The organism is Abiotrophia defectiva ATCC 49176, from assembly GCF_037041345.1.
Classification (GTDB): Bacteria; Bacillota; Bacilli; order Lactobacillales; family Aerococcaceae; genus Abiotrophia.
In genome coordinates this window covers 1,028,954-1,055,717 of sequence record NZ_CP146287.1, presented here as the reverse complement: position 1 = coordinate 1,055,717, position 26,764 = coordinate 1,028,954, and the positions used below count along the sequence as shown (strand labels likewise).

At 43.6% G+C, this 26,764-nt stretch carries 23 protein-coding genes; 21 read left to right on the top strand and 2 right to left on the bottom strand.

The genetic code is table 11. The features are described 5' to 3' along the window. Positions 1–9: 9 nt before the first annotated feature. Both V7R82_RS04925 and recQ read left to right on the top strand, forming a co-directional pair. The gene (locus V7R82_RS04925) at positions 10–891 is read left to right on the top strand and encodes an aldose 1-epimerase family protein (protein ID WP_338541651.1); all 882 of its coding nucleotides are present in this window, start codon (positions 10–12) and stop codon (positions 889–891) included. 41 nt (positions 892–932) lie between these two features. Beyond that, positions 933–2,753, top strand: a complete 1,821-nt coding sequence (gene recQ, locus V7R82_RS04920; protein WP_338541649.1) for a DNA helicase RecQ — start codon at positions 933–935, stop codon at positions 2,751–2,753. A 42-nt stretch (positions 2,754–2,795) separates the two neighbouring features. Here the strand turns inward: recQ and plsY are convergent, their stop codons facing one another. Then, positions 2,796–3,440: a glycerol-3-phosphate 1-O-acyltransferase PlsY gene (gene plsY, locus V7R82_RS04915; RefSeq protein WP_311465525.1), complete on the bottom strand. Its 645-nt coding sequence runs from the start codon at positions 3,438–3,440 to the stop codon at positions 2,796–2,798. A gap of 161 nt (positions 3,441–3,601) precedes the next feature. Between plsY and parE the strand changes: the two genes are divergently transcribed. The 12 genes from parE to nrdH all read left to right on the top strand — a co-directional run bounded on the left by parE (position 3,602) and on the right by nrdH (position 19,584). Continuing rightward, complete coding sequence (parE, locus tag V7R82_RS04910; protein WP_422388377.1) at positions 3,602–5,716, top strand: DNA topoisomerase IV subunit B; 2,115 nt, start codon at positions 3,602–3,604, stop codon at positions 5,714–5,716. Between the two features lie 2 nt (positions 5,717–5,718). After that, positions 5,719–8,178, top strand: coding sequence for a DNA topoisomerase IV subunit A (parC, locus tag V7R82_RS04905; protein ID WP_338541644.1), 2,460 nt, complete (start codon positions 5,719–5,721; stop codon positions 8,176–8,178). Positions 8,179–8,598: 420 nt separating this feature from the next. Further along, positions 8,599–10,827: a formate C-acetyltransferase gene (gene pflB, locus V7R82_RS04900; RefSeq protein ID WP_314942958.1), complete on the top strand. Its 2,229-nt coding sequence runs from the start codon at positions 8,599–8,601 to the stop codon at positions 10,825–10,827. Positions 10,828–10,910: 83 nt separating this feature from the next. Beyond that, positions 10,911–11,690: a pyruvate formate-lyase-activating protein gene (pflA, locus tag V7R82_RS04895; RefSeq protein WP_338541641.1), complete on the top strand. Its 780-nt coding sequence runs from the start codon at positions 10,911–10,913 to the stop codon at positions 11,688–11,690. Positions 11,691–11,897: 207 nt separating this feature from the next. Then, entirely contained in the window at positions 11,898–12,827 is a 930-nt protein-coding gene (locus V7R82_RS04890; protein WP_338541639.1) for a manganese-dependent inorganic pyrophosphatase, read from the top strand. Positions 12,828–12,850: 23 nt separating this feature from the next. Further along, positions 12,851–13,525 (top strand): TlpA family protein disulfide reductase, encoded by a 675-nt coding sequence (locus V7R82_RS04885; protein ID WP_291427943.1) that lies wholly within the window; start codon positions 12,851–12,853, stop codon positions 13,523–13,525. 75 nt (positions 13,526–13,600) lie between these two features. After that, positions 13,601–15,301 (top strand): NFACT family protein, encoded by a 1,701-nt coding sequence (locus tag V7R82_RS04880; RefSeq protein WP_338541636.1) that lies wholly within the window; start codon positions 13,601–13,603, stop codon positions 15,299–15,301. A gap of 345 nt (positions 15,302–15,646) precedes the next feature. Beyond that, a complete protein-coding gene (locus V7R82_RS04875) occupies positions 15,647–16,627 on the top strand; it encodes an ABC transporter substrate-binding protein (RefSeq protein WP_338541634.1) in 981 nt (326 codons plus the stop codon). A gap of 7 nt (positions 16,628–16,634) precedes the next feature. Beyond that, entirely contained in the window at positions 16,635–17,510 is an 876-nt protein-coding gene (locus tag V7R82_RS04870; RefSeq protein ID WP_338541633.1) for an ABC transporter permease, read from the top strand. A gap of 12 nt (positions 17,511–17,522) precedes the next feature. Then, positions 17,523–18,314 carry an ABC transporter ATP-binding protein gene (locus tag V7R82_RS04865; protein WP_338541631.1) on the top strand — a complete coding sequence of 264 codons (792 nt, stop codon included), beginning with the start codon at positions 17,523–17,525 and terminating at the stop codon, positions 18,312–18,314. A 15-nt stretch (positions 18,315–18,329) separates the two neighbouring features. Then, on the top strand, positions 18,330–19,169 hold the full coding sequence (locus V7R82_RS04860; RefSeq protein WP_338541629.1) for an LD-carboxypeptidase: 840 nt from the start codon (positions 18,330–18,332) through the stop codon (positions 19,167–19,169). Positions 19,170–19,356: 187 nt separating this feature from the next. Further along, positions 19,357–19,584, top strand: coding sequence for a glutaredoxin-like protein NrdH (nrdH, locus tag V7R82_RS04855; protein ID WP_070755589.1), 228 nt, complete (start codon positions 19,357–19,359; stop codon positions 19,582–19,584). Positions 19,585–19,629: 45 nt separating this feature from the next. Here the strand turns inward: nrdH and V7R82_RS04850 are convergent, their stop codons facing one another. Next, on the bottom strand, positions 19,630–20,793 hold the full coding sequence (locus V7R82_RS04850; RefSeq protein WP_338541626.1) for a helix-turn-helix transcriptional regulator: 1,164 nt from the start codon (positions 20,791–20,793) through the stop codon (positions 19,630–19,632). 201 nt (positions 20,794–20,994) lie between these two features. Here V7R82_RS04850 and V7R82_RS04845 point away from each other — a divergent pair, with 201 nt between their 5' ends. The 7 genes from V7R82_RS04845 to V7R82_RS04815 all read left to right on the top strand — a co-directional run bounded on the left by V7R82_RS04845 (position 20,995) and on the right by V7R82_RS04815 (position 26,631). Next, entirely contained in the window at positions 20,995–21,459 is a 465-nt protein-coding gene (locus V7R82_RS04845; protein ID WP_070755591.1) for a PTS sugar transporter subunit IIB, read from the top strand. A 70-nt stretch (positions 21,460–21,529) separates the two neighbouring features. Then, complete coding sequence (locus V7R82_RS04840; RefSeq protein WP_291432365.1) at positions 21,530–22,093, top strand: GNAT family N-acetyltransferase; 564 nt, start codon at positions 21,530–21,532, stop codon at positions 22,091–22,093. Positions 22,094–22,101: 8 nt separating this feature from the next. Beyond that, positions 22,102–22,773, top strand: coding sequence for a thermonuclease family protein (locus V7R82_RS04835; protein ID WP_338541621.1), 672 nt, complete (start codon positions 22,102–22,104; stop codon positions 22,771–22,773). Positions 22,774–22,787: 14 nt separating this feature from the next. Then, a complete protein-coding gene (locus V7R82_RS04830) occupies positions 22,788–23,966 on the top strand; it encodes a CapA family protein (protein WP_291427923.1) in 1,179 nt (392 codons plus the stop codon). Positions 23,967–24,082: 116 nt separating this feature from the next. Further along, on the top strand, positions 24,083–25,792 hold the full coding sequence (locus tag V7R82_RS04825) for a hypothetical protein (protein ID WP_338541619.1): 1,710 nt from the start codon (positions 24,083–24,085) through the stop codon (positions 25,790–25,792). Between the two features lie 70 nt (positions 25,793–25,862). Then, entirely contained in the window at positions 25,863–26,219 is a 357-nt protein-coding gene (traF, locus tag V7R82_RS04820; RefSeq protein WP_070755595.1) for a conjugal transfer protein TraF, read from the top strand. 70 nt (positions 26,220–26,289) lie between these two features. Next, positions 26,290–26,631, top strand: coding sequence for a zinc ribbon domain-containing protein YjdM (locus V7R82_RS04815; protein WP_035364310.1), 342 nt, complete (start codon positions 26,290–26,292; stop codon positions 26,629–26,631). The last annotated feature ends 133 nt before the right edge of the window (positions 26,632–26,764 follow it).

Genomic DNA, 26,764 nt, shown 5'->3' with positions numbered 1-26,764 from the left:
GGTATATCCATGATACAACTAGAGAATGAGCAAGTGATTGTAAAAATTAAGGAGATGGGGGCTGAATTGACCTCTGTCTTGGACCGTGCGTCTGCTTATGAATTCATCTGGCAAGGGGATCCCAACTACTGGGGACGTCAGGCACCCATTCTCTTTCCGATTGTGGGTAGCTTAAAGGAAGGGGCTGTCTCCTATCAAGGGCAAGACTATCACTTACCACGTCATGGTTTTGCTAGAGATAGTTACTTTCGTGTCATTGCTCAGTCGCAACAAGCGGTTACCTTTGAACTTACATCAAATGATGAGACCAAAGCCCTTTATCCTTTTGACTTTGTGCTGCAAGTCTCCTATATTTTGTCTGGCCCAGGTTTGACTGTTTCTTATACGGTCCACAATCCTAATGCTAGCCAGGTATTATACTATAACATTGGGGGACATCCGGCCTTTAATGTCTGCCAAAATGATAAGGACGAGTTTGATGAGGTATACCTTAGCTTCCAACCGCAAGAGATGTTGCGCCATATCCCCCTAGATATAGCCAGTGGCTTAATTGAGCTTAATAAGGCACGCTACCAAGAGTTGAGTCGAATGGAGCTTAGTCACAAGACATTTAAAAAGGATGCGCTCATCTATCAAATCAAGCCAGAGACTGAGTTGCTTCTAGAAGACGCCCAGGCAAGCATCGGACTCAGCCATCATGGCATGACCTTTGTGGGGATTTGGTCTCCGTATCCTGCTAAAGCACCATTTGTCTGCCTAGAACCATGGGCAGGCATTGCGGATAGCAGTGAGACCAGTGGCCAGTGGCCAGAAAAATACCAGGTCATCGAAGTGGGACCATCCAATGTATCCACCCATGACTACACCCTGACTTTTACTAAGAAAAACTAAGACAAGAAATTTAGGAATTAGCAGAAAGCGAGGCTAGACATATGCATTCCCTTGAATTGGCACCCCAAACCAAAATGGGGGTTCTAAAAGCCTACTATGGGTATGATCATTTTCGTCCTGGTCAAGAAGCCATTATTGATGCCATTCTATCTGGACGGGATGCTATGGCCATTATGCCAACATCTGCCGGTAAGTCTCTCTGCTTTCAAGTGCCAGCTATGTTGATGCCAGGGGTTACCTTGGTGATTTCGCCGCTTATTTCGCTAATGCAAGATCAAGTTTCTAGCTTGGAAGCCATGGGCATACCTGCCGTACTGATTAATAGTGGGCAAAGCTTGGAAGAAAATCGTCAAGCAGTAACGGCCCTAAGAAGTGGGCGAGTCAAATTAGCCTATATTGCGCCAGAGCGCCTGTCAAATGACTATTTTTTGAACTTAGTCAGCCAATTAGAGGTTAGTTTAGTGGCGGTGGATGAAGCTCACTGTATCTCCCAATGGGGCAATGACTTTCGTCCTTCTTACCAAGCCATTCCTCATTTGCTAAACTATCTAGCCAAACGACCGATTATGGCGGCTTTTACGGCGACAGCCACGCAACAGGTTAGGCAAGACATTGTCCATTATTTAGGGCTGCAAAAGCCCTTTGAAATGGTAACGGGCTTTGACCGGCCAAATCTTTTCTTTGCCTTGGAAGAACCAGGAGATAAAATGAGAAGGCTAAAGGAATTATTGGCCAGTGGCGAGCCCAGCATCGTCTATTGCGCTACACGCAAAGACGTGGAGTCTGTCGCTAGTAAGCTAAATCAGGCCGGAATACAGGCCAGACCCTACCATGCTGGAATGGACATGTTAGATCGACACGCTGCTCAACGCGCCTTTCAATTTGATGAGATTCAGGTGGTGGTGGCAACTAATGCCTTTGGTATGGGGATTGATAAATCCAATGTGCGTCAGGTCATTCATTATGCTATGCCTAAGGATTTGGAATCCTACTATCAGGAAGCAGGCCGTGCTGGCCGTGATGGGGAAGACTCTCGTTGTACCTTGTTCTATTCAGACCGCGACATTATGACCAATGTCTACCTGATTGAACAAGGTGGCGATCCAATCGGACGCCAGAAACTCAATGAAATGATTGACTATTGCCGAACTACTCAGTGTTTGCGGGGCTTTATGTTACGTTACTTTGGTGAATCACCACATGAGACAAATTGTCAGTCCTGTACCAATTGCACGACGACAGTGGAACAGGTTGATATTACGGTGCCTGCGCAAAAGATTCTAGCCTGTGTCTATCGTATGGGCCAACGCTATGGTTTGACTAAGGTGGCCGAGGTCCTTAAGGGCAGTCAGAAGGCAGACATCAAAGGAACATATCTGGCTGATCTGCCCACTTATGGTCTCATGAAAGACATACCAGAAGCTCAAATTAAGCGTTATATTAGTGCCTTGGTGGTAGAAGGTTATCTTAAGATGGTAGGCCAAGACTATCCCATTCTCAACCTAACTTTTAAGGCTAAGCCGGTGCTAAAGGGGCAGGAACAAGTAAGTATTAAGCATACTTTGGCAATGAGTATTGCTAAGATGAGCCAAGTCAAGGCACGGGGCAATGAGAGTCACGACGCTTATGACCAAGTACTCTTTGAGCGTTTACGGCAAGTCCGCTATGATTTGGCTCAAAAGCATCAGGTGCCACCTTTTATTATTTTTTCGGATGCTACCTTGCGCGCCTTGTGTCGTCATTTCCCGACGACGGAAACAGCCTTCCTGACCATTTCAGGTGTGGGGCAGAAGAAATTATCACAGTATGGCTATGACTTTATGCAAGTTATTGAGGCTTATCTGGCTGAAAAAGACAAGTAAAAAAACACGCTTAACTCTCAGGGGAGCTAAGCGTGTTTACTTTTATTTAGCTTGTGATGAATCCTTGGATCCATGCTGATTGAGCCAGAGGCCGAGACCAAAGCTGATGGTCTTTTCTTCATGGCGCAGTAGGCGTTCGATATTCTGACGATGACGATAAATCATGAAGAGGGCGATAAGGATAAAGGTCACGCCGTAGATTTTATTAGGCTGAGTCAAGAAGAGGTAGCAGGCGGTCAAGCTATAAGAGACCATGGCCGAGAAGCTAACAGTACTGGTTAGATAGAGTAGGGTAAAGAAGCTAATCACCATGACCAAGGCAATCCAGAAATGGAAGCCTAGCAAGACTCCGATAGAAGTAGCAACAATCTTGCCGCCCTTGAAGTTGGCCCAGATGGGATAGGCATGGCCAATTAAGGCTGCAAGTGCGACAGCTGAGATCACCCAGGCATTATCTGTGAAGAGCCATTTGGCCAAGAGAACTGGAATCCAGCCTTTTAAGACATCAATCATGGCAACTAAGACGGCTGACTGAAAGCCGTAGGTACGTCCAATGTTAGTCGCGCCACTGTTACCAGAGCCTGTTTGGCGCACGTCTTGACGATAGCGTAGACGTGAATACCAAACCCCAGTAGGGATGGAGCCTAGTAAGTAGGTGGCAATAATCAATAGGATTTTGAGATGCATAGAGAGCCTCCTTTAAATTCCCCTTTAGTGTATCACGAATTCCTACTAAAAAAAAGGCCAGGGGACATCTTTCAGTTGCTATTTGGCGGATGATGCGCTAGAATGGGCCAGATGAAAGATTTAATTGAAATCTAGACCTAGTATTTGGTATGATAGAACAGTTGAAACAAAAAGTTGAGGTGACAATAGTGGCTGACAAGCAGCAATTATTAACAAATTATGGTGATGATGCCATCCAAATCCTAGAGGGTTTAGAAGCCGTACGTAAGCGTCCGGGTATGTATATCGGCTCTACTGATCAACGTGGCTTGCATCACCTTTTATATGAAATTGTGGACAATGCTGTCGATGAAGCTTTGTCAGGTTTTGCAGACCATATTAAGGTAACCATCTGTCAAGATGGCAGTGTTAAAGTTCAAGATAATGGCCGTGGTTTGCCAGTCGGCTTGCATGCTTCAGGTAAGCCAACCATTGAAGTGGTCTTTACTGTCCTCCATGCCGGCGGTAAATTTGGTCAAGGTGGTTATAAGTCGGCTGGTGGTCTTCACGGGGTAGGGGCTTCAGTGGTCAATGCGCTCTCTACTTGGGTGCAGGTTGAGGTGGACCGTGATGGCTATACCTATCAAATGCGTTTTGAGAATGGGGGCGTGCCGGTTACTAAACTCATTAAGACTAAGAACTCCAACAAGTCTAAACATGGAACTACCGTGCATTTTATGCCGGATAGCAAGATTTTTGGCCATGCTAGCATAAACAGTGAGACGATTGCAGAACGTTTGCGTGAGTCTGCCTTTCTGCTTAAGGACCTAACGATTGAACTAATCGATGAGCGTATTGATTATCATGAGGTCTTCCACTTCAGCCAAGGTCTGATTGACTTCATTACTTATTTAAATGAAGAGAAAGATACCCTTGGAGATATCGCTGGTTTTGCTGGTGAGGTTGAGGGCTTTGAAATTGATTTTGCCTTTCAATATAATGATGGCTATTCTGAGACCATTCTATCCTTCGCCAATAATGTTCGCACAGGTGGCGGGGGTAGCCATGAGGTTGGGATGAAGACCGGCATGACCAAGGCCTTCAATGACTATGCACGTAAGGTGGGGCTGCTCAAAGACAAGGATAAGAACCTAGAGGGGTCAGATGTCAGAGAAGGGCTAACAGCGGTTATTTCGCTACGTATTCCTGAGGAATACCTGCAATTCGAAGGTCAAACCAAGGAAAAACTTGGAACGCCTAAGGCGCGCCCACTGGTAGAAAACTTCGTTAACGAAAAAATGACGGCCTATCTCAATGAGAATGGCAACTTCTCTCAGATGATTCTGCGTAAGGCCATTAAGGCCAGAGAAACGCGCGAAGCGGCGCGTAAGGCTCGTGACGCGGCGCGATCTGGTTCTAAGAAGCAGGCCCAAGAACGAGCAATTTCCGGTAAATTAACTAAGGCTCAATCAAAGGATTCCAGCAAGAACGAACTCTACCTAGTCGAAGGTGACTCTGCTGGTGGTTCAGCTAAGCTTGGCCGAAATCGTCAGTATCAAGCCATCCTGCCACTTCGCGGTAAGGTCATCAACACCGAAAAAGCGTCTATGCAAGATATCCTTAAAAACGAGGAAATCAATACCATGATTTATACCATCGGGGCTGGAGTAGGGGCAGATTTTGACCTAGAGTCGGTTAACTACAACAAAGTCATTATCATGACCGACGCGGACACGGATGGTGCCCACATTCAAGTCTTACTCTTAACTTTCTTCTACCGTTATATGAAGCCCTTGTTAGAAGCGGGCAAGGTCTATTTAGCTATGCCGCCACTCTTCAAAATATCTAAAGGATCAGGTAAGAAGCAAGTGGTGGAATATGCCTGGACAGATGAAGAATTAGCCAGCAAAATTGCCAAAGTTGGCAAAGGCTATGTTCTACAACGCTATAAAGGTCTTGGGGAAATGAATGCCGACCAGCTATGGGATACTACCATGAACCCAGAAACCCGTCTATTGATTCGTGTCACGATTGATGATGGGGCACGCGCGGAACGTCGTCTGACCACTCTGATGGGGAATAAGGTAGAGCCTCGTCGTAAGTGGATTGAGCGTCATGTTAGCTTTACACTAGATACAGAAGACTCAATTCTGGAAATGTCACAAGGGCAAGAATCCAGTCATGCCCATCATGAAAGTTTAGTCAAACAACAAGATGCGCGTCAAGAAGCCCAAGGGCCTGAGTTGATTGCTCAGGATTCCGGTGAATTTTCACTCTTTAATGATGAGGAGGTCTAAGCATGAGCCAAGAAATGATTCAAGAATTAAGCTTTGCAGATGTGATTGGTGATCGCTTTGGCCGATATTCCAAGTACATCATTCAAGACCGGGCCTTGCCAGATATTCGAGACGGTCTCAAACCGGTTCAACGCCGGATTCTATACGCTATGTATCGTGACCGGAATACAGCCGACAATCCTTACCGTAAGTCCGCTAAGACGGTCGGTAATGTCATCGGTAACTATCACCCTCATGGGGACTCTTCTGTCTATGAAGCCATGGTCCGCATGAGTCAAGACTGGAAGTTGCGCAATCCTCTGATTGATATGCACGGGAATAATGGTTCCATGGATGGGGACCCAGCCGCGGCTATGCGTTATACCGAAGCCCGCCTGTCACCTATTGCGGCTCAGTTACTGCGTGATATTAAGCAAGAAACTGTTGATTTTATCCTTAACTTCGATGATACGGAAGAGGAGCCAACGGTTCTACCAGCACGTTTCCCAAATCTCCTAGTCAATGGGGCAACAGGGATTTCAGCTGGTTACGCCACTGAAATTCCCCCTCATAATCTAGGTGAAATTATTGATGCCGTCATCTATCTCTTAATCCACAAGCGTCCTAAGTTAGAGGAATTGTTGGAGTTGGTGCCGGGCCCTGACTTCCCTACGGGAGCCATTATTCAAGGTATAGATGCCATTCAACAGGCCTATAAGACAGGCCAAGGTAAGATTACCTTAGTTTCGCAAACTGACATTGAAAGTCTAAAAGGTGGGAAAAGTCAGATTGTGGTGACTGAGCTACCATACGAGGTCAATAAGAGTAAACTCATTCAACGTTTGGACGAAATTCGCATTCAGCGTAAGGTAGAGGGTATCGCAGATGTTCGCGATGAATCTGACCGTAATGGAGTGCGTCTGGTAGTCGAACTTAAGCGTGACGTTGACGCCAAAGGGATTCTGACCTATCTTCTGAAACATACTGACTTGCAAGTGAACTACCATTTTAACATGGTCGCGATTAACAAAAGACGACCTGAACTGGTTAACTTACAAACCATGTTGGAAGCCTATATCAGTCACCAGCAGGAAGTCCTAACCCGTCGCACTCAGTATGATTTGGCTAATGACCAAAAACGTCTACATATTGTAGATGGTTTGATTCGGGTAGTCTCCATTCTGGATGAAGTCATTGCCACTATTCGTCGCTCTGATAATAAGCAGGATGCTAAGGAAAACTTAGTTGCCGAGTTTGATTTTTCTATGGAGCAAGCGGAAGCCATCGTATCCTTACAACTCTATCGCTTAACCAATACTGACATTACGGCCTTGCAACAGGAACGTTTGGAATTGAATGAGCGGATTCTGATGTATCAAAATATCCTATCCAATCCTGAAATCCTCAATAAGGTTCTGATTAATGAACTTAAAGCTATCAAAAAAGACTTTGCGACACCGCGTCGTAGCCAAATACAAGCAGAGGTTCAAAGCCTAGAAATCGATACTCATATTCTGATTCCAGACGAGCAAGTTATGGTTTCTTTGACCAAGGAAGGCTATATGAAGCGGACCAGCCTGCGTTCCTTTGCCTCATCTGATCTAAATAGTTTAGGCTTACGTGACTTTGACTATCCAATTTTTGTCGAGGAACTCAGTACACATCAAGAATTAGTCATTATCACTTCAAAGGGGAATTATATCCATATTCCGGTGCATGAACTGCCTGAAATTAAATGGAAGGATCTTGGGGTCCATCTGTCCCAAAACTATCAACTTCAAGATGGTGAACGCTTTGTTAAGGCTTTTGTGGCAAGCCAGGAGGATCATAAACTAATCTTGGCGACTAAGGCGGGTATGATTAAGCAGACGCCATTATCGGCCTTCACGACTTATCGATCCTATAAAACTCGGACGGCAAAGGCTATGAATTTAGTGGACGATCAAGATGAAGTGGTAGCTGCAGAATGCCTTAAGACCGGCCAGAACTATGAAGTGGTCTTGTTGACCAAACGGTCTTATTGCTTGCGTTACTCAGCTGATTTAGTATCAGAAATGGGTCTGAAAGCCAAAGGGGTAACAGCTATTAAGTTGAAAGAAGAAGACCAGGTGGTAGCCTGCCTAGTAGTTAATCAAGAGGCAAAACGCCCTCAACTCTTTGCCTTGACTCAACGAGGCAATGTGAAACGCAGCGACCTAACTGTCATACCTGAACTAGGACGTGGTTCGCGTGGTGTCCTCTTGCTAAAAGAATTAAAAACCAATCCGCATCAATTATTGAAAGTCCTAGCCCTTGATAAAGCCCAGCACCAAGTCTGTCTCTTAGGGGATACAGGCCATAGTGTCGTCTTTGCTGCTAGTGAGATTCCTTTGTCGGATCGTCTTGCTAACGGCTCGCAAGCGCCTGATTTAGCCAAATTGGGTAATGTCTTAGACTGTTATTTAGTATTGGACATCCAATCTCAGGCTTCAGAAGCAAATTAGTTTTTTTAACCATCGTCTGATTGGACGATGGTTATTTTTTTGCTTTGACTTTGTGCAAGACAATGAGGGTAGGGTAATAAAGTTTGTTCATTTTACTTGTAGAAGAAGATAGATCTGCATCAGACTTACTTGTTATAGATTTTTTGTAAGAAAAAGAAAACGTGTAGGACTAGGGTTAGAGGCAAATGTACTAATACAGATGACAAATTATGGGCAAACAGGATTAGTACAGGATAGATATTTCACAAACTTTTACACAAGCTGCGCGACTTTGTGAAACCGGTGTAAACCTTGATATAACAAGATATTTTACTTGGTGTTTCTGAACTAAAGGGCTTGCATTTTAAAATATGAGTGTTATAATGAACATATAAAAGTTGTTGTACTAGATAGTTTACAATTCAGTTAAGGAGGATATCTATGGAACAATGGCAAGGCTTTAAAGGTAAAAAATGGCAGGAAGAAATCGACGTGCGCGATTTCATCCAACAAAACTATACTCTCTATGAAGGAGACGATAGTTTCTTAGCAGGTCCTACTCAAGCTACCAAAGACTTATGGGCACAAGTAATGGACTTGAACAAGCAAGAACGTGAAGCGGGTGGTGTCTTAGACACTGATACTTCTGTTGTATCTACCATCACTTCTCACGGTCCTGGTTACTTAGATAAAGACAAGGAACAAGTGGTTGGTTTCCAAACTGACAAACCATTCAAACGTGGTTTACAACCATTTGGTGGGATTCGTATGTCTGAGAAAGCGGCTGAATCTTATGGCTTCCATGTTGATCCAGAAGTTTCTCACATCTTTACTGAATACCGCAAAACACATAACCAAGGGGTATTTGATGTTTATACGCCAGAAATGCGTGCAGCTCGTAAATCTGGGATCATCACTGGTTTACCAGATGCTTACGGTCGTGGCCGTATCATCGGTGACTACCGTCGTGTTGCCCTCTACGGTGTTGACCGCTTGATGGAAGAAAAACTCAAAGACTACAACAACATCGGTTGCGATGTTATGACTAATGACATCTTACAATTGCGTGAAGAATTGTCAGAACAATATCGTTCATTGAAAGACCTTAAGAAATTAGGGGAAATCTACGGCTTTGATATTTCTAAACCAGCAACTACCGCTAAAGAAGCTTTCCAATGGCTCTACTTAGCATACTTAGCTGCTATCAAAGAACAAAACGGGGCAGCTATGTCCTTGGGTCGTACTTCTACCTTCTTAGACATCTACGTAGAACGTGACTTACGCAATGGTACTTTGACAGAAGAAGAAGCGCAAGAATTAGTTGACCACTTCATCATGAAGTTACGTTTAGTTAAATTCATGCGTACACCTGAATATAACGAACTCTTCTCTGGGGACCCAACCTGGGTAACTGAATCCATTGCCGGTGTTGGCTTGGATGGTCGTCCATTGGTAACTAAGAACTCCTTCCGTTACCTCCACACCTTATCTAACTTAGGTCCAGCACCAGAACCAAACTTAACCGTGCTTTGGTCACCACATTTAACAGATGGCTTCAAGACTTTTGCGGCTAAGATGTCTATCGAATCTTCAGCTATTCAATACGAAAACGACGAAGTAATGCGTCCACAATATGGTGATGACTATGCCATTGCCTGCTGTGTATCTGCAATGCGTGTTGGTAAACAAATGCAATTCTTCGGCGCTCGTGCTAACTTAGCTAAGTGCTTGCTCTACGCAATCAACGGTGGTATCGACGAAAAATCTAAAGCCCAAGTAGGTCCTAAGTTCCAACCAGTCACTTCTGAATACCTAGACTTTGATGAAGTAATGGAAAAATATGATGATATGATGGAATGGTTGGCGGGTCTTTATGTCAATGCCCTCAACTGTATCCACTACATGCACGACAAGTACAGCTATGAACGCATTCAAATGGCGGTTCAAGATACCTACATTCACCGTACTATGGCGACAGGTATCGCTGGTTTCTCTGTTGCGGCTGACTCCTTGTCTGCTATCAAATACGGTAAAGTTAAGACTGTCCGTGACGAAAACGGCGTTGTAGTTGACTTTGAAGTAGAAGGCGACTTCCCTAAATATGGGAACAACGATGACCGCGTAGATACATTGGCGGTTGATCTCTTGAAACGCTTCATGACTAAAGTTAAGAAGCACCCAACCTACCGCAATGCGCAACATACTACTTCTATCTTAACCATCACTTCTAACGTTGTATATGGTAAGAAGACTGGTAACACACCTGATGGTCGTCGTGCAGGTCAACCATTTGCACCAGGTGCTAACCCAATGCACGGTCGTGACACTCACGGGGCTTTGGCTTCCTTATCATCTGTTGCGAAAGTACCATACTCTTACGCATTAGACGGTATTTCTAACACCTTCTCCATCATCCCACGTGCCTTAGGGAAGGAAGAAGATGTGCAACAAGAAAACTTATCCAACATGTTGGATGGTTACTCTAAAAAAGGTGGTCACCACCTCAACATCAACGTATTCAACCGCGACACCTTAGTGGATGCGATGGAGCACCCAGAAAACTACCCACAATTAACCATCCGGGTATCTGGTTACGCCGTTAACTTCATTAAGTTGACCCGTGAACAACAATTAGACGTTATCAACCGGACTATGCATAGCCAAATGTAATAGTCGAGTCTTGACTGGGAAAAGTGACGGGGCAACTCGTCGCTTTTGCCCTTTATATAGAGATAGGTAAGGAGATAAATGTAATGCAATTTGGGAACACAGCCACAACACAAGTAATTGGTCATGTCCATTCAACCGAAAGTTTTGGGTCCGTGGATGGCCCAGGCATTCGATTTATTACCTTCATGCAGGGCTGCCGCCTACGTTGCGAATTTTGCCACAACCCTGATACTTGGGCGACGCGTGGGGGACATGACTATACGCCGCAACAACTCTTTGACGAGGCCGTTCAATACCAAGATTTCTGGGGTAAGAAGGGTGGCGTTACGGTCAGTGGGGGAGAACCTCTCTTACAGATTGACTTCATTATTGAATACTTTAAAATCTGTAAAGCCAATGGTGTCCACACTACTTTAGACTCTTGTGGGGGGCCATTCACCCGCAAGGAGCCATTCTTTAGTAAATTTAATGAATTGCTTAAGTATACAGATTTAATTCTCTTGGATCTTAAGCACATTGATTCAGATGGCCACCGTAAGTTAACTGGTCAGCCTAATGAGAACATTCTGGATTTGGCTCACTATTTATCGGATATTGGTCAACCAGTATGGATTCGCCATGTCTTGGTACCTGAACGGACTGACTTTGATGAATATTTAATTCGGCTCAGTGCTTTCGTTAAGACGCTTAAGAACGTCTTGAAATTTGAAGTCTTACCTTATCATAAGTTAGGGGTTTACAAGTACGAAGCCCTGGGGATTAAGTACCGGTTGGCGGGGATTGAACCTCCAACACCAGATCGGGTGGAAAATGCCAAGCGTATTCTAGAAACTGCTTCTTATCGGGGTTATCTAACAGCTTAAGCCTTGAAATAGCCTTTAGTGAGTTACTATCACTAAGGGCTATTTATTTTGTGCACAAGTCATAGGCGGGAAATTTGCTAATAGAGTTGTGAAAGCGTAAAATAAAAGGGTATGAGGGACTTTGCCTGGACCTCTTTGGGGCTATAATTTTTCCCAGCTACATGTTAAAATTAAGGCAGTAATTATCTTATAGGAGGATCCACTGACATGACCCAATATTTAGTTTTCGGACATAAAAATCCAGACACTGACACCATTGCATCTGCCATTGCTTTTGCCTACTACCTCAACCAAAAAGGCCACCAAGCTGAGGCGGTGGCACTTGGTACACCTAATGAGGAAACGGCTTTTGCCCTTGACTACTTCAAGGCTCAAGCACCTCGTGTGATTGAATCAGCGGCAGGAACAGGTGCCCACGTTGCCCTAGTGGACCATAATGAAGCCAGCCAGTCTATTGATGATTTAGCTGAGTTAACAGTAGACTATGTCATTGACCACCACCGGATTGGTTTTGAGTCTGCACAACCATTATACTATCGTTGTGAGCCAATCGGCTGTACTGCTACTGTCCTTTACAAGATGTTTGGCGAAGCAGGGATTGAAATTCCTGGTCAAATTGCTGGTCTCATGTTGTCTGCTGTTATCTCTGATAGCTTACTCTTCAAATCACCAACTTGCACACCAGAAGACGTAGATGCGGCACAAGCCTTAGCAAAACTGGCGGGTATTGACGCACAGGTTTACGGTTTGGACTTGTTGAAGGCAGGGACAAACTTAGCTAGCAAGTCTGAAGAAACCTTACTCAACTTAGATGCTAAGAGCTTTGACATGAATGGCCACCAAGTACGGATTGCCCAAGTCAATGCCATTGGTTTTGCTGATCTCTTGGCTCGTAAAGAAGCCTTATTAAAGGCTATGCAAGCGGAAGTTGAGGCAAAAGGCTATGAACTCTTCCTCTTAGTAGTCACAGACGTCTTAGATAGTAACTCCTTTGGGTTAGTTGTAGGCCAAGATGTATCTGCTTTGGAAGCCGCTTTTGGTCAGAAGGTAGTGGACCAACAACTAGAACTGCCAGGGGTAGTATCACGCAAAAAACAAATTGTACCACCATTAACTGATAGCTATGCAGCTCGCTAGTTATCTGCCGAAAGGGATCTTTTATGAACAAAATTAAGAAATTACTTTATCCAGTATTACTTGTTTTAGGTTTAATAGTGGTTGGGGCTAGTATCTGGCTAGCCAACCAATCGAATCAGGAACCTGCTTCAGTAGCCGTGTCTACTAACTCATCTGAGGAATCTAGCTCACAAGTTGCTAAGGCGGATTCTTCCTCTAGTGAGGCCGCTAGTTCTGCGACTTCTAGTAGTCAAGCTGTGCGTGGAGTAAATAAACCTGAACGTAAGGGACCATCTGCCCCTGATACTAAGTTGTTAGATGAACTAGGCAATACCATTACTTTGTCATCAAAATTTGGCAAACCAACTATTATCAATATTTGGGCTTCTTGGTGTCCACCTTGTCGCGAAGAGATGCCTTATTTTCTAGAAGCCTACCGTCAATACGGCGATAAAGTAAATTTCGTTATGATTAATGCAACCGGTAGTCATCCGGACGAAACAGCAGAGAAGGCACAAGCCTATCTGAAAGAAGCTGGCTTGACTGACCTACCAATCTATTATGACGATCAACGTCAGAACCAAATTGCTTTTAATGCTGTCAGCCTACCAACAACCTATATTCTCAACGCCAAAGGCGAAATTATCAAGCGCGGGCAAGGTTCTGTTCCTCGCGAAGAACTCTTCAAGGTGCTAGAGCAAATGGTGGCTGAGCAGTAGTTTAAGTGACTCACACTAAGAACAGTGCTTAAGGCGCTGTTCTTTTATTCAAGATTTATGGAAGGATGTGATTGAATGAGTTTTGATGGTTTTTTGACTCATGCCTTGGTTAAGGAGCTAGGTGCTCACTTGATAGGAGGGAAAGTTGCTAAAATCTATCAACCTTTTGAGCAAGAGCTGCAGCTAGTCATTCGATCACAACGCCAAAATTTCCGCCTACTCATCTCCATTCATCCTCAATACTATCGACTTCATCTGACAGACGAACGTCCTTCTAACCCCGAACACGCGCCAATGTTCTGCATGCTCTTACGTAAACACCTAGAGCAAGCCGTTCTACTAGATATTCAACAGGTTGAGAATGATCGGATTGTTGAGCTGCATTTTACGGGACGAGATGAGTTGGGGGATAGCCAGGTCTATCGCTTGATTATTGAACTAATGGGGCGACATTCTAATGTGATTCTGGTTAATGGGCAGGGACGTATCATTGACTGTCTTAAACATGTTCCTATGGCTTTAAATTCCTATCGTTTGTTGCAGCCCGGCGCTGACTATCGTCGGCCACCTCAAGATGAGAAACAAGTCAACTTGTTTAAGCTCAGCCAGGTGGATAGAGCAGAACTAGCTGAGCGATTAGCTAGTGCGACTAGCCTAGGTCAGGTTCAAGCCAACATTCAGGGCCTAGGCCGACTAGCCAGTCAATCCTTCTTGTCCCAAGTCCAAGAAGGGGCAAGTTGGGATAAACTACTAGCTGATTTCTGCCAGGCTGTGGATGCCGGTGGCGCCTATTTCTTAGAGGCCGACAAACCTGATTTTTATATGACGCCTTTGGCAGCTGTTGCTGGCCAATGGACTGCCTATGAGTCATTGTCAGGCTTGATTGCTTTCTATTATGCAGAGCGTGTTCGGCTGGACCGTATTAAACAAATGACGGGAGATTTAAACCAACGGTTGCAGTACTTAATCGATCGTAACCAACTTAAACTAGCTAATTTAGATCAAGATCAAGCTGTGGCTTCTCAATCAGAAAGCTATCGAATCAAAGGTGAATTGCTGTCTGCCTACGCCTATCAAATCCAAAAGGGGCAGAGTCAAGTTTCTTTACCAAATTATTATGACAATGACCAAATGATAGAGATTGACTTGGACCCGCGTAAGACGGCAATTGAAAATAGCCAAGCTTATTTCAAGCGCTATACCAAGTACCGCGATGCCCTCAAGCATATCGAACTCCAAAGGCAGCTTGCACAAGAAGAAATTGCTTATTTGGAGTCTGTCCAAGTACAACTTAGTCGGGCTGACCTTCAGGATGTGGCCCAAATTCGCCTAGAACTAGCGGAGCAAGGCTACTTGGGTGCCAAGCAACAAAATCTCAAAAAACGCCGCCAGGAAAAGGGCTTAGGCCCTCGGCTTTATCAAGCAAGTGATGGGACACGAATCTTAGTAGGGCGTAATAATCTCCAGAATGATCAGCTCAGCCTTAAACAGGCCAATAAGAACTTCTGGTGGCTACATGCTAAGAATATTCCTGGTTCACATGTCATTATTGAATCTGACCAGCCTTCAGATACAACCCTGACAGAAGCGGCTATGCTAGCAGCTTATTATTCTAAATTTCAGCAGTCAGCCAATGTTCCAGTAGACTATTTACAGGTTAAGTTTCTAAGAAAACCAAATGGGGCCAAACCTGGCTATGTTATCTACGAAGGACAGAAAACGCTAAGTGTAACGCCAAGTCCGGAGCTTATTCAAGCCATGGAAGTTAAAGAATAAAAATTTTCCACATTAGTCTTGACACTGTTTGCAAACAAGGTTAAACTAGGATTATAAAATAATGAAAGGTTGAGGCAAATGTTTCAAAGTCAAACACAAGCAACAAAATACTGGCAATTCTGGCATAGATAGGTTGTAGACTTGGAACATTTCCAATGGATACAGCCCAGTTTAACATACTGCTGTATCTATGTAGCCTAACACCTCTGTTTACTGCATAGACACTGAGTCAAGACTATGCGTAGATGATCCAGAGGTTTTTAGATAGGACTTCTAATCCGACGCATAGCTGGCGTCGGATTTTTTGTTGCTAACTAATTTTTATTAGAGAAAAGGAGATTTATCATGAAAAAAGTAGTTAAATTTGTCGCACTATTCTTTGCTTTAATTCTTATTGCAGGCCAAGGCCTAGTGGCGCATGCATCACCTGCCAAATTAAAAGTAGCCATCGTCCAACTTGTGACCCATCCATCCTTGGATGAAATTACCAGTGGGATTAAGGAATCCCTTGCTAGCCATGGCTACAAAGAAGGGGATAACCTAGAAATTGATTTCCAAAATGCGGAAGGGGATATGAATCTACTTCATAACATTTCAGAAGAAGTAGTGGCGAAAGAGCCAGATTTAATCTTTGCTATTACCACTCCTGTGGCGCAATCCTTACAACAAGCTACCAACAAAATTCCTATTGTTTTAGCTGGTATTACGGACCCTGTCAGCGCCAAATTAGTGACAGCCTTAGACAAGACAGACGGCAATATTACTGGGGTCAGTGACTTTGCGCCTTTAGAAGATCTCTTCAAGCAATTTAAGGCCCTTGACTTAGATGTTAAAACTATTGGGATGATGTATACTACTAGTGAAGACAATGCCAAGGCTGAAGTAGAAAAAGCCAAAGCTATTGCTGAAAAATTAGGCTACAAGGTGGAAGTCAAGACCATTGACTCAACCAATGATATGGCTTTAGTTGCTGAGGAATTGGCAAGTAAGAGCCAAGCCATCTTCATTCCAACGGATAACACCATTGCGAGTTCGATTAGCACACTTTTAGATGTTACCGACAAGGCCAAGATTCCTGTTCTTCCAACTTACGAGAAGGCAGTCAAAGAAGGGGCCCTCTTGTCAGTCGCTATCAGCCAAACTAATATTGGTAAGCAGTCAGCAGATTTAGGTCTCAAAATTATTGATGGCACCAAAATTTCTGATTTACCAATCGAATTTGCCAAAGAAACAGTCAAAGTCTATAACGGACAAACAGCAGAGAAGCTAGGCATTAAATTACCAAGCGACCTAAGCTCTCAATTTAAGGACTTAAGTAAGGAGTAATTTCTATATGGGAATTTATTATAGTGCCATCGCTCAGGGGCTGCTTTACAGCCTCATGGGGATTGGGCTTTACATTACCTTTCGTATTCTGAACTTTGCCGATCTGACCAGTGAAGCTTCCTTCTCGGTTGGGGCGGCAGTCGCAGTCAAAACCTTAACCCTAGGCTTGCACCCTGTCTTGTCCCTGATTACTGCTTTTGTGGCAGGGATGCTGACAGGCTTGGTCACTGGGCTTATGATGACCTATTTCGAAATCCCATCCCTCTTAGCGGGAATTATTACCTTAACTGCCTTTTATTCTATCAACCTACGTATTATGGAGCGGGCCAACTTGAGTTTGCGCCAGGTTAAGACTCTCTACGATCTATTAACTGGCCTAATGGCAGATTCTACTAGTCGCATTTTCCTCGTGGGATCCATCCTAACCCTGATTGTCATTCTTTTGCTGGGTTATTTCTTTAAGACTGATTTAGGTCAATCCATGGTTGCGTCAGGGGACAATGAAGTTATGGCGCACAGTCTAGGGATTTCGGTTAAGTTGATGAAATGCTTAGCCCTCATGGCTTCCAACGGAATTATTGCTGTAAGTGGGGCGCTGATTGCCCAACAGAATGGTTATGCTGATGTGGATATGGGGACTGGGACGGTGATCATCGCGCTATCTTCCATTATTATTGGGGAGATGCTCTTCAAACAGCTGACCCTATCTATGAGGCTATGTGCCATTGTCGTGGGTTCCGTCCTTTATCGCTTACTCTTGGTGGCCGTGCTCAAGCTAGGCTTTTTACCATCTGACTTCCGCTTGATATCTGCCTTAGTTTTAGCCATTTTCTTGGCTTTGCCAGCTATGCGTAAGAAAATTCAAGCTAAAAAATTAAGATAGGAGGATAGGATAATGACGATACAACTGGATGTACAATCTATTAGCAAGACCTTCTATCGTATGCAGGATAGTCCCTTACAGGTACTAAGTGATATTTCTTTTCAAGTCCAAAAGGGTGAAATTCTGGGGATTATTGGAACTAACGGGGCAGGCAAGTCTACCTTACTCAACTGCTTGACTGGCCATACACCTGTGACCTCAGGTAGTATTCTACTAAATGGTCAAGTTATTAGTAACCAAGCTGAAAGCAAGAATGCAGCCCTCATTAGCCGCTTTTTCCAGGATCCGCGCATGGGGACCGCCCCACGTATGACGGTCTTTGAGAATCTTATGTTGGCCTCTAGACGGGGCCAAAAACCTGGCTTTAAGCGATCACTTACTAAGGATAACTATGAGGCCATGAGAAATATATTGAGTCAGTTCCATTTGGAATTGGAAGATCGCTTAAATGTGCCGATTGAAGCCCTGTCTGGTGGCCAACGCCAAGCTATCGCTTTAATCATGGCAACACTTAAAAGACCAGAACTCTTACTCTTAGATGAGCATACTGCCGCTTTAGATCCGCGTACTTCTCGTCAGGTTATGCAAATGACCTCTGACCTGATTAAGAAAGAAGGGCTGACGGCGCTCATGATTACTCACCAGTTGCCAGATGCCATTGAATATTGCGACCGTATTCTGCTTATGCATAAGGGGCAGATTCAGCATATCTATGACCAGGATGAAGTCAAGAACTTGTCGGCTCCTGTCCTTTATCGCCATCTGGAAGACTTGATTGAAGCTGAAGCCCAAGCGCCATTGTAATGAAAGGAGTCGCATATGACACTTTTACAAGCTAGCCATGTCGTGCTACTAGGGTGCTCAAATGGCAAGACTAAGACCACTCAAGCTCAAGATAATCTGGATGCTTTGGTGAAGCTCCTGACCAGTCAATATGGTGCCAAGGTTACGATTAAGCCTAGTATTTGGCTAAATCAGGAAACGGGTGGTCACTGTCCAGCAGAGCTTAGGGCAGACTATTTGGCAAAGGCCTTAGCTGATTCTGAGGTCGACTGGATAATGGATTTGACAGGTGGAGACCTGGCTAATCAAACCTTAGCAGACTTGCCGCAAAAATTCTTCCAGCAGCTAAATCGTCAAAAGCCCGTCTACTATATGGGTTACAGTGATAATAGTGTGATTCTTAATGCCTGTTTGGCTCATGACATGATTCTGCCAGTGAATTTCTTTCCCCTGGCATTGGTCTTAGATCCTGCTTCGCGTGCTAACTTTGAGGCTTTCTTGCAAAATAAGCCTGGAGACAATTTGGAAGCTTTTGGCGGAAACATTCGTTGTTTTCTCAAACTAGCTGGTACTAGTTTCTGGCCACAAGATATAGTAGGGCGTCGCTTATACCTAGAAGCTAGTTCGGGTTCCTTAGAGCGAATTCAGTCCATGCTAGTCCAGCTTAGTCAGTTAATTACTTTAGATGATTTAAGCGAAATTTGTCTGGGACAATTCAATGAATTGGACGATAAGGGACAGAGACCAATTTTAGTGGACTATCTTAGTAGTTTGACGGGGACAGCCATCACTGAAAATTTCTATTTGGGGCATCGTTTCCCCCTTGCGCCCTTTATTTATCATAGTATTAGTGATGCAACTCTTCCGGAAAACTAAAAAAGACAGAAAACTCATCTGAAAAATAGTGAACTTTGGCTAGAGAGAAGCAACTTAACGTTCGTGAAGCAGCACTATATGTAGTAGGTAAAATTTGTTAAACCAAAAATTTTTACTATATATAGATTGCCTTTTCCTTCGAAACAGGGTATGATAGTAAAGTAAATTCGAAGGAGGGATTCGAACGATGAAGAAAATAACGGTATACTCAAAACCAAACTGTATGCAGTGTGATTTTACTAAGCGTTTCTTAGATCAGCACAATCTGGAATATACAGCTGTAGACGTTATGCAAGATAGCGATGCCCTAGCTCGTGTACAAGCTCTAGGCTTCCAATCGCTACCTGTAGTCGTAGCGGACGGTGTTGAACCATTTTTTGGTTTCCGTCCAGATATGCTTGAACAATTAGCATAAAAAGAAAAAACCCGGTTTACGCCTTATAGAGTAAACCGGGCTCTTTTATTTTAGAAGTTGTTTTGCATAGTGTGAAGGACTCATGCCGTATTCTTGGGTGAAGACTCGTGAAAAGTACTGTAGGGACCCGTATCCCAAGCTTTCAGCAATCTCAGATAGGGTTAATTTAGATTCTTTGATTAGAAGCTTACTACGCTTTAGGCGAAGTTGGTTGATGTAGTTTTTAGGTGTCATGTTGGCATATTTCTTAAATAACAACTGTAGGGTTGAGCGCGATAAACTGAAGTGATTAACCAAATCATTTACCTGATTCTCAGCTTCCACATGATGATGTAGATAATCGACAATGGACTGGAAGAGTTCGTTCTCGTAATTTTCTCGCATAGAAGTACTTGGTTCATCATAGAAGGCTTGATCACTCTTAAGCATCTGGATAATGACCGATTTGAAGAGTGTAATCATTTCATCAGCGTAAAAGGGTGCACTTGGACGATTAGATAATTCCACCATTTTTTCGATAACTTGGGTGTAGTGATTGCTGAGATGTACAATTTTATTTTTTAGTTCAGGGCTAATGCCACTTGCTTGGAACATAATGGATAGATAGGTAGATACGCCATCTTTCTTAACCATTTGGCTGTGTCGCTGATTAGGATAATAGAGCATGCAATCATGCCGCTTGGCAACATGCTTCAGGCCTTCTACTTCATGAACAAGTTCACCTTGGTCAACAATGGTCATTTCGAAGTAGTCATGTTGATCGTTGACGAAACGGTAAGGAGCAGTCTTGACTTGATAGAAGAAACCATAGACTTTTTCAATTTTGATTTCTTCTACAAAGTCTCTGACTTTAAGGGCTTGCTTAGCAGCCACTAATTCTGGACGATGGTTAAAGCGGGGTTCTAAAAGAATGCTACATTCATCTGTAATAGATAAGATGTTAAAGCAAATATTAGCATGTAACTCAATCGAGCCTTGTAAAACAAACTCTTGGTAAGTGTCCACTAGATAGGGATTGTGGGTCATAATGATCAGCGCAATACCACTGTGAGCGGTAATCGTAACAGTATCAGGAAATTTCAGAAAACTATCTGACTTCTGGCGATTGATGGTGAGGGCTTTTTTTGTATGCTTATGACCATCAAATTCAAAATTAGTGAGGGTATCAAAATAGTCAGCATGAGCAAAAGCAGATGTCTTAATGTACATGGGATCACCCCTAATATTTATAACATATTTACCTTTTTAGTATACCTCAATTTTGGATAATAATCACTAAAAATGTCCTAAAAGTTAAAAAGGATAAATTAAAAATGTCTAAGATTCCATCAATACAGTTGTATCTAGCCTTAAATAGCATTATACTATTGATTGTAGAAAGTATTTAGTCATGAGAGGAAGGAAATCTCAATGCCAACAATCGAAATGGCCAGAGTTGATAATCGACTCATTCATGGCCAGATTTCAGTTCGATGGTGCAGTAAACTCGAAATCAATACAATCATTGTCGTCAACGATGCGGTTGCACAAAACAAGGTACAACAAGGCTTGCTAGATATGGCTGTTCCAGATGACTACCATACACGCTACTACACCTTACAACAAGCCATTGACAAGCTGCCTAATCTGTCTTCAGATAAAAAAATGTTACTCATTTTTGAGAATATCCAAGACCTACGTAGCTTGGTAGCTGCGGGAGTTAAAATCCCATATATCAATATCGGTAACTTGGATATGTCACCTGGCAAACGTCATATTGCAGCCTCAACTTCCTTAAGCCAAGAGGAAATGGATTGGCTGGATAGTCAGGCTCAAGCAGGGACTAAGGTTGAAGTAAGACGAATTCCGTCCGAAGAAGCAACCTATGTATTTTAAGCTTTAGAACAAGTCCAGGCCCTTGGTTTGGGCTTGTTTTTCAATTTTTGTAAATGTTAGGAAGTGCCCTATGATACGCCCAGCCCAGGCCAGTGATGTGCCTGCTCTCTATGATTTGATGGTCATAATCTGGCAGGATATGGAGTTTGAACCATTTGTGACTTTAGATTCTCAGACTTTTAAACAGGCTATGATTCAACATCTCTTAGATACTAAGCAAAAGTATAATTACCAAAATTGTTGGGTCTATCAAGCTAGACATACAGGCCAGATTCAGGGTCTAGTCTTAGGTTACCCTGGTAACTTAGAATCCACTTATGACCGTCTCATAGAGCAACATTTTGGTGATCACACAGAGTTAGGAGATTTCTCTTTGACTCGTGAAAGTCGAGACGATGAATGGTACATTGATATGCTAGTCGTAGCTCCTCAAGCTCGAGGATTTGGCATTGCGAGCTCCCTTATCAAGCATCTAGAAACTATTCACAAACCAGGAACTGTTTTGGGCCTTAATTGCGACTTAGTCAATCCCAGAGCCAAGGCCCTTTACCGTCGCTTGGGCTTTGAGGTCAGAGACCTAGTCACTTTCTCAGGCCATGACTACCACCATATGCAAAAAATCGTAAGCCCCTAGGAGGATGTATGAACTTTAAAGACTACACAGCTAAAGATTGGATTCGCTTAGTCATTGGTCTCTTAATTCTGGTGCTAATCTGGTATTTCCGTCCGGGTGGCCAGGATAGCCCTAAGGACAAGAATCACAACCCTGAGTCTAGCCAACGAGAGCAAAATTCTGGCTCTACTAGTGACCAGATTGATATCAAGGCTTTTACTGGGACCAACTATCAAGTCCTACCAAAAGGCCAGAAAATACCAGTTAACTTTGTTCGCATTGTAGATGGGGATACGGTCGTTCTTTCATTAAATGGCCACGAATTTCGGACCCGTTATCTGATGATTGATACGCCAGAATCGGTTAAGGAAGGTCTCAAGCCTCAACCATATGGTAAAGATGCGGCCCATCGCAACCAAGAATTACTGACCAATGCTAAGCAGGTCAGCCTTGAGTTCGACAAGGGGCCTTATGCCGATGATTATGACCGGGCGCTTGCCTATGTCTATGCCGATGACAAATTAGTTTCCCTAGAATTAGTCAAGGAAGGTTTGGCTTCAGTTTCCTATGTCAATCCTCCTAACAACAGTCAAGAAAAGACCCTGAGACAGGCCCAAAAGCAAGCAAAGAATGCCAAAAAGGGTATCTGGTCCATCCCCAACTATGTCAATGATAAGGGGAAATTTACTATCCAAGAATAAGAGAGGAATCGCCTATGCAGCTAAGAAATAAGCAAGCCCAGCAAGTATTCAAATTCAAGTTGAAGCGCAAACTTCTTTTAGTTATGAGTCTATTGACTTTGTGGACGCCTCTGTCATTGGTTCAGGCTCAAATGACCATTGATAAAAATGAGTCAGCCATGCAGTCCGTAGGCCAAAGCAGTGAGTCGAGCCAAGAGGGATCAACAGTCCGCGTGCGCGCCATTGGCGATATTCTCTTGCATGACTTTGTCTATGAACGGGCGCGAACTGCCAATGGCTATAATTTTGATAGCATGTTAGCCCCAGTCAAATCCTATTTAGAAAATGCCGATATTACCGTCGCTAATATGGAAACCATTGTAGCAGGGGAGTCCGTTGGCTTAGGGACCTATCCCTTCTTCAATGCACCGTCACAGATTGTTGACACCCTTAAAAATGTTGGGGTAGATATCGTCAACAATGTGTCCAACCATACCATGGATATGGGGGCACAAGGGGTATTAGCTTCCATTAAAGCCCTCAAACAAAGGGACATGATGTACGTGGGTTCTTATGAGAGCTGGGAGGACTATAATACGCCTCGCATCATTGAACGAAACGGCATTAAGGTTGGTTTTCTGGCCTATGCTTATGGCCTCAATGGCTTGGAGCGCCCTCAGAATCAACAGTATCTGGCAACACTGATTGACAAGCAGCTCATTCCACTTGAGATTAAAGACTTGAATAGCAAGGTCGATGTTTCCGTAGTTATTATTCAAAATGGTGAAGAGTATGAGACCATGCCGACGGCAGACCAAATAGCTACTCATCAAATGGCTCGTGATGCTGGTGCTAACTTCGTTTTAGGTGGTCATCCACACGTTTTAGAGCCTTTTATCTACTATAATGAATCTCAAGCGGGACTCTTCTCACATGGTAACTTCCTGACTGGTCAATATGAGACAGCAACCAAGGTAGGGGGGATCACAGAATTTACCTACCGTAAGCTAAATGATGGTAAGGTTATTCTGGATAGCATGCGTTTTATGCCAACTTATAATATTGGCCTACCAGAGTCTAATGAATACCTGGTTGTGCCACTGGCTGACTGGCAGAAATACAATATTGCCAATGGACAAGCCCTTATGGACGAAATCCGTCAGCGTATGACGCGCTTTACTAACAAGGTTCAAGTCGTTGACTACCTGGATTAATCATACATATTTTATATAAAAGAAAAGCCTGATGGGATGGGCTTTTCTTTTTTTATGGCGATTTTTCGGATATATTTAGCCTATTTTGGGTATTTATATATAAGGAGGGGAGTAGTATGAAAGTAAAATTTAAGGGCATCTTGACAACTGGCTCCATACTAGTTGTCATGGTGGCTAGTCAGGTAGGGGCACAATCAGCCTATGTTTTATCTCAGTCTGTTAATAAGATACCAGTTGAGGCCTCAACTTGTGTCAGCCTTATTCGACAAATGACCCAAGCAGATGCAAACGACACTAGCAGTTCCCAGGACTTAGCTAGTCAGATGCGGGAGCAAGAAGCTAGTCTAGCCAGCCTAGAAGAGCAAGCCAAGCAAGTACAAGCTGAGCTAGCTAGCTTAGACGATAAAATTAAATCCCTACACGACCAGTTAGATCAAGCCCTAGATAGTGCTTATCAAGCCTTAGTAAAAGAAAATCCTGAATTAGATCAAGCTAGTGAAGACCAGCAGGCCGCAGCTTTAGCCAATCAGCCTCAAGTGGCTAGTCTGCAAGAAGCCTTAACGAGTGCCCAGACTGAGCAACAAGAAAAGCAGGCCGCCCTAGAGCAAATCAAATCAGAGATGGCCAATTTGGATTATGATCACCACCATAAAGAAGACCAATTGGAACAATCCAAATCCAACAAGACGGCGCTTAATGCCTGTTTGCTTTATCCTTACTCTAGTCACTATCTCAGTGCCGACAGTCTACCACTCAATCCCGCTAGTGAAACCTTGGCTGACTATTTGGTTCAGGTCAATCAAGTGCTCAAGCAGATTGTACCCTTAGCCTATCAAAAGCTTAAGTACCAAGAAATTGAGACGCTATTTTCACCGGAAACTAGCAATATGGACGAGGTTAACAAGCTATTGGAGGGCAAAAAGGACTTGCAACTGTCGCCAGAAGGGGAGACCTATTATCAGTATGCGCAGGAACTATCGCTCTTTGACGTAGAAATTTTGGCCAATCTGGCCCTGCGTCACTACTACCAATCAGGTGATAAGGCAACTTTGCAAGCAAAGTTCAATCAAGTCTACCAACTCAAAATCGGCCAGTATCGTTATCTGACATCCATTAACAAAGAGGTTTTTCAAGCCCTTAAACAAGGTTTAGCTGACTATCTTAACGCCCACCACTATGGTGCTGAAGCCCAAGGAAAATTGCAAGCCCTGGTCGATCGTTATCAATTACATTTGGTGAATTATAATGAGACTAATCAAAAGTGGCAAGTAGTTGAAGAAGAGGAGGAAAGCTTCCTGACGATACCGGATTTGATGTCAGAAGATCCTGAGACTAACAGTTCAAATAGTGAGTTGGGTGATAGCAACTATCATCATTCTACTAGAGATTGGACACCGTCCGACCATGATAGACAGGCTAGAGACTCTAGCAGTCAAGGGCATCAAGAAACTTCAAGCTCAAGTCAAAACCAGTCAGAGTCTAGCTCTGAATCATCAGCAGATAATAATCCCGAGACACTAAAACGACTTAAGGAACGACTCAATAAACGGCAAGCTAAGAACTCGCATCATCAGAGCAAGTCCAAGAATCAAACCCCGTCTGGCCAATCTAAAAAGGAAGCTAAAGCAAAAGCCAATTCAGATCAAGCCAATGAGAGCAGTCAAGAGAAGGGCAAGGGCAGTGTCAAGTTACCTGATACAGGCGAGCAAGCCTTTTACATGACAGTGGCCCTAGCACTTTGTGGCTTAGCTGCTATTATTGTGACTATCTATCTCTACCGTCGTTACCGTGAACGCAAGAAACTCAAAGACATTCATTTTGACTAAGCAAAGCATTTTGTGATGGGCCGGAAAAATCGTATAATAAAAGGGTAAAATGCAAAGGAGTGATTAATTCATGAATGAAGTAGCAAACTACCTAGAACAAGTCAAAGTATTCCAAGCAGTCAGCCCTGAAGAAGCCAAGGCATTGATGGACGCCAAAGATGGTGGCATCCTTTTTATTGGCCGTGAAAGCTGCCCATACTGCCGCCGTTTTGTGGCTAAACTTAGCCCATTGGCACAAGAAGCTGGCTTAAAAGTGGCTTATCTGCACTCTCAAAATCCAGAAACTCTGAGCCAAGTACAACAATTACGTGATCAATGGCAAGTGCCAACGGTACCAGGTTTCCTCTTTTCAGACAAGGAAGGGGTTCACGTTAAGTGTGACAGCTCCCTAAGTCCAGAAGAGATTCTAGCCTTTGTTAAGCGCTAGTTACTAAAATATTCTTGATTCCTCTTAGCTGATTCTGCTATACTGAGACTAAGCAAAAAGGAGGAAGAAGATGTCTAAATTACCAAATTGCCCGCAATGTGACTCAGAATATACCTACGAAGATGGCCAGCTCTTTGTCTGCCCAATGTGTGCCCATGAATGGACCCAGGAAGACGAAGTGGCTCGTGCTGAAGCTGGGATTATTCGCGATGCCAATGGCAATCAACTTGAGAATGGTGACAGTGTCACGGTCATTAAGGACCTTAAGTTGAATGCGACGACAACGATTAAACAAGGGACCAAGGCTAAAAACATCCGTTTAATTGATGAGCCTGTTGATGGTCACGACATTGCATGTAAAATTGATGGCATTGGTAGCCTTTATCTCAAATCAATTTACGTCAAGAAATAACTAGCGTCTTAGGACCCGTTCTTACGTCAAGAACGGGTTTTTTGCCGATTAAATCGGCCTGTGGACTGATGGGTTTAGGCTGATTCTAGGTTACAATAGGAAGTGCATAAGGAATCATGGAGAGGAGGGAAGA

What these genes read in the sequence shown, in the direction of transcription:
- V7R82_RS04840 (WP_291432365.1), top strand. Translation starts at nt 21,530, where the DNA reads ATGATACGCCCAGCCCAGGCCAGTGATGTGCCTGCTCTCTATGATTTG.
- V7R82_RS04880 (WP_338541636.1), top strand. Translation starts at nt 13,601, where the DNA reads ATGAGTTTTGATGGTTTTTTGACTCATGCCTTGGTTAAGGAGCTAGGT.
- nrdH (WP_070755589.1), top strand. Translation starts at nt 19,357, where the DNA reads ATGAAGAAAATAACGGTATACTCAAAACCAAACTGTATGCAGTGTGAT.
- plsY (WP_311465525.1), bottom strand. Translation starts at nt 3,440, where the DNA reads ATGCATCTCAAAATCCTATTGATTATTGCCACCTACTTACTAGGCTCC.
- traF (WP_070755595.1), top strand. Translation starts at nt 25,863, where the DNA reads ATGAATGAAGTAGCAAACTACCTAGAACAAGTCAAAGTATTCCAAGCA.
- parC (WP_338541644.1), top strand. Translation starts at nt 5,719, where the DNA reads ATGAGCCAAGAAATGATTCAAGAATTAAGCTTTGCAGATGTGATTGGT.
- V7R82_RS04825 (WP_338541619.1), top strand. Translation starts at nt 24,083, where the DNA reads ATGAAAGTAAAATTTAAGGGCATCTTGACAACTGGCTCCATACTAGTT.
- pflA (WP_338541641.1), top strand. Translation starts at nt 10,911, where the DNA reads ATGCAATTTGGGAACACAGCCACAACACAAGTAATTGGTCATGTCCAT.
- pflB (WP_314942958.1), top strand. Translation starts at nt 8,599, where the DNA reads ATGGAACAATGGCAAGGCTTTAAAGGTAAAAAATGGCAGGAAGAAATC.
- V7R82_RS04830 (WP_291427923.1), top strand. Translation starts at nt 22,788, where the DNA reads ATGCAGCTAAGAAATAAGCAAGCCCAGCAAGTATTCAAATTCAAGTTG.
- V7R82_RS04925 (WP_338541651.1), top strand. Translation starts at nt 10, where the DNA reads ATGATACAACTAGAGAATGAGCAAGTGATTGTAAAAATTAAGGAGATG.
- V7R82_RS04835 (WP_338541621.1), top strand. Translation starts at nt 22,102, where the DNA reads ATGAACTTTAAAGACTACACAGCTAAAGATTGGATTCGCTTAGTCATT.
- V7R82_RS04875 (WP_338541634.1), top strand. Translation starts at nt 15,647, where the DNA reads ATGAAAAAAGTAGTTAAATTTGTCGCACTATTCTTTGCTTTAATTCTT.
- recQ (WP_338541649.1), top strand. Translation starts at nt 933, where the DNA reads ATGCATTCCCTTGAATTGGCACCCCAAACCAAAATGGGGGTTCTAAAA.
- V7R82_RS04860 (WP_338541629.1), top strand. Translation starts at nt 18,330, where the DNA reads ATGACACTTTTACAAGCTAGCCATGTCGTGCTACTAGGGTGCTCAAAT.
- V7R82_RS04865 (WP_338541631.1), top strand. Translation starts at nt 17,523, where the DNA reads ATGACGATACAACTGGATGTACAATCTATTAGCAAGACCTTCTATCGT.
- V7R82_RS04890 (WP_338541639.1), top strand. Translation starts at nt 11,898, where the DNA reads ATGACCCAATATTTAGTTTTCGGACATAAAAATCCAGACACTGACACC.
- V7R82_RS04885 (WP_291427943.1), top strand. Translation starts at nt 12,851, where the DNA reads ATGAACAAAATTAAGAAATTACTTTATCCAGTATTACTTGTTTTAGGT.
- V7R82_RS04815 (WP_035364310.1), top strand. Translation starts at nt 26,290, where the DNA reads ATGTCTAAATTACCAAATTGCCCGCAATGTGACTCAGAATATACCTAC.
- V7R82_RS04845 (WP_070755591.1), top strand. Translation starts at nt 20,995, where the DNA reads ATGCCAACAATCGAAATGGCCAGAGTTGATAATCGACTCATTCATGGC.
- V7R82_RS04870 (WP_338541633.1), top strand. Translation starts at nt 16,635, where the DNA reads ATGGGAATTTATTATAGTGCCATCGCTCAGGGGCTGCTTTACAGCCTC.
- V7R82_RS04850 (WP_338541626.1), bottom strand. Translation starts at nt 20,793, where the DNA reads ATGTACATTAAGACATCTGCTTTTGCTCATGCTGACTATTTTGATACC.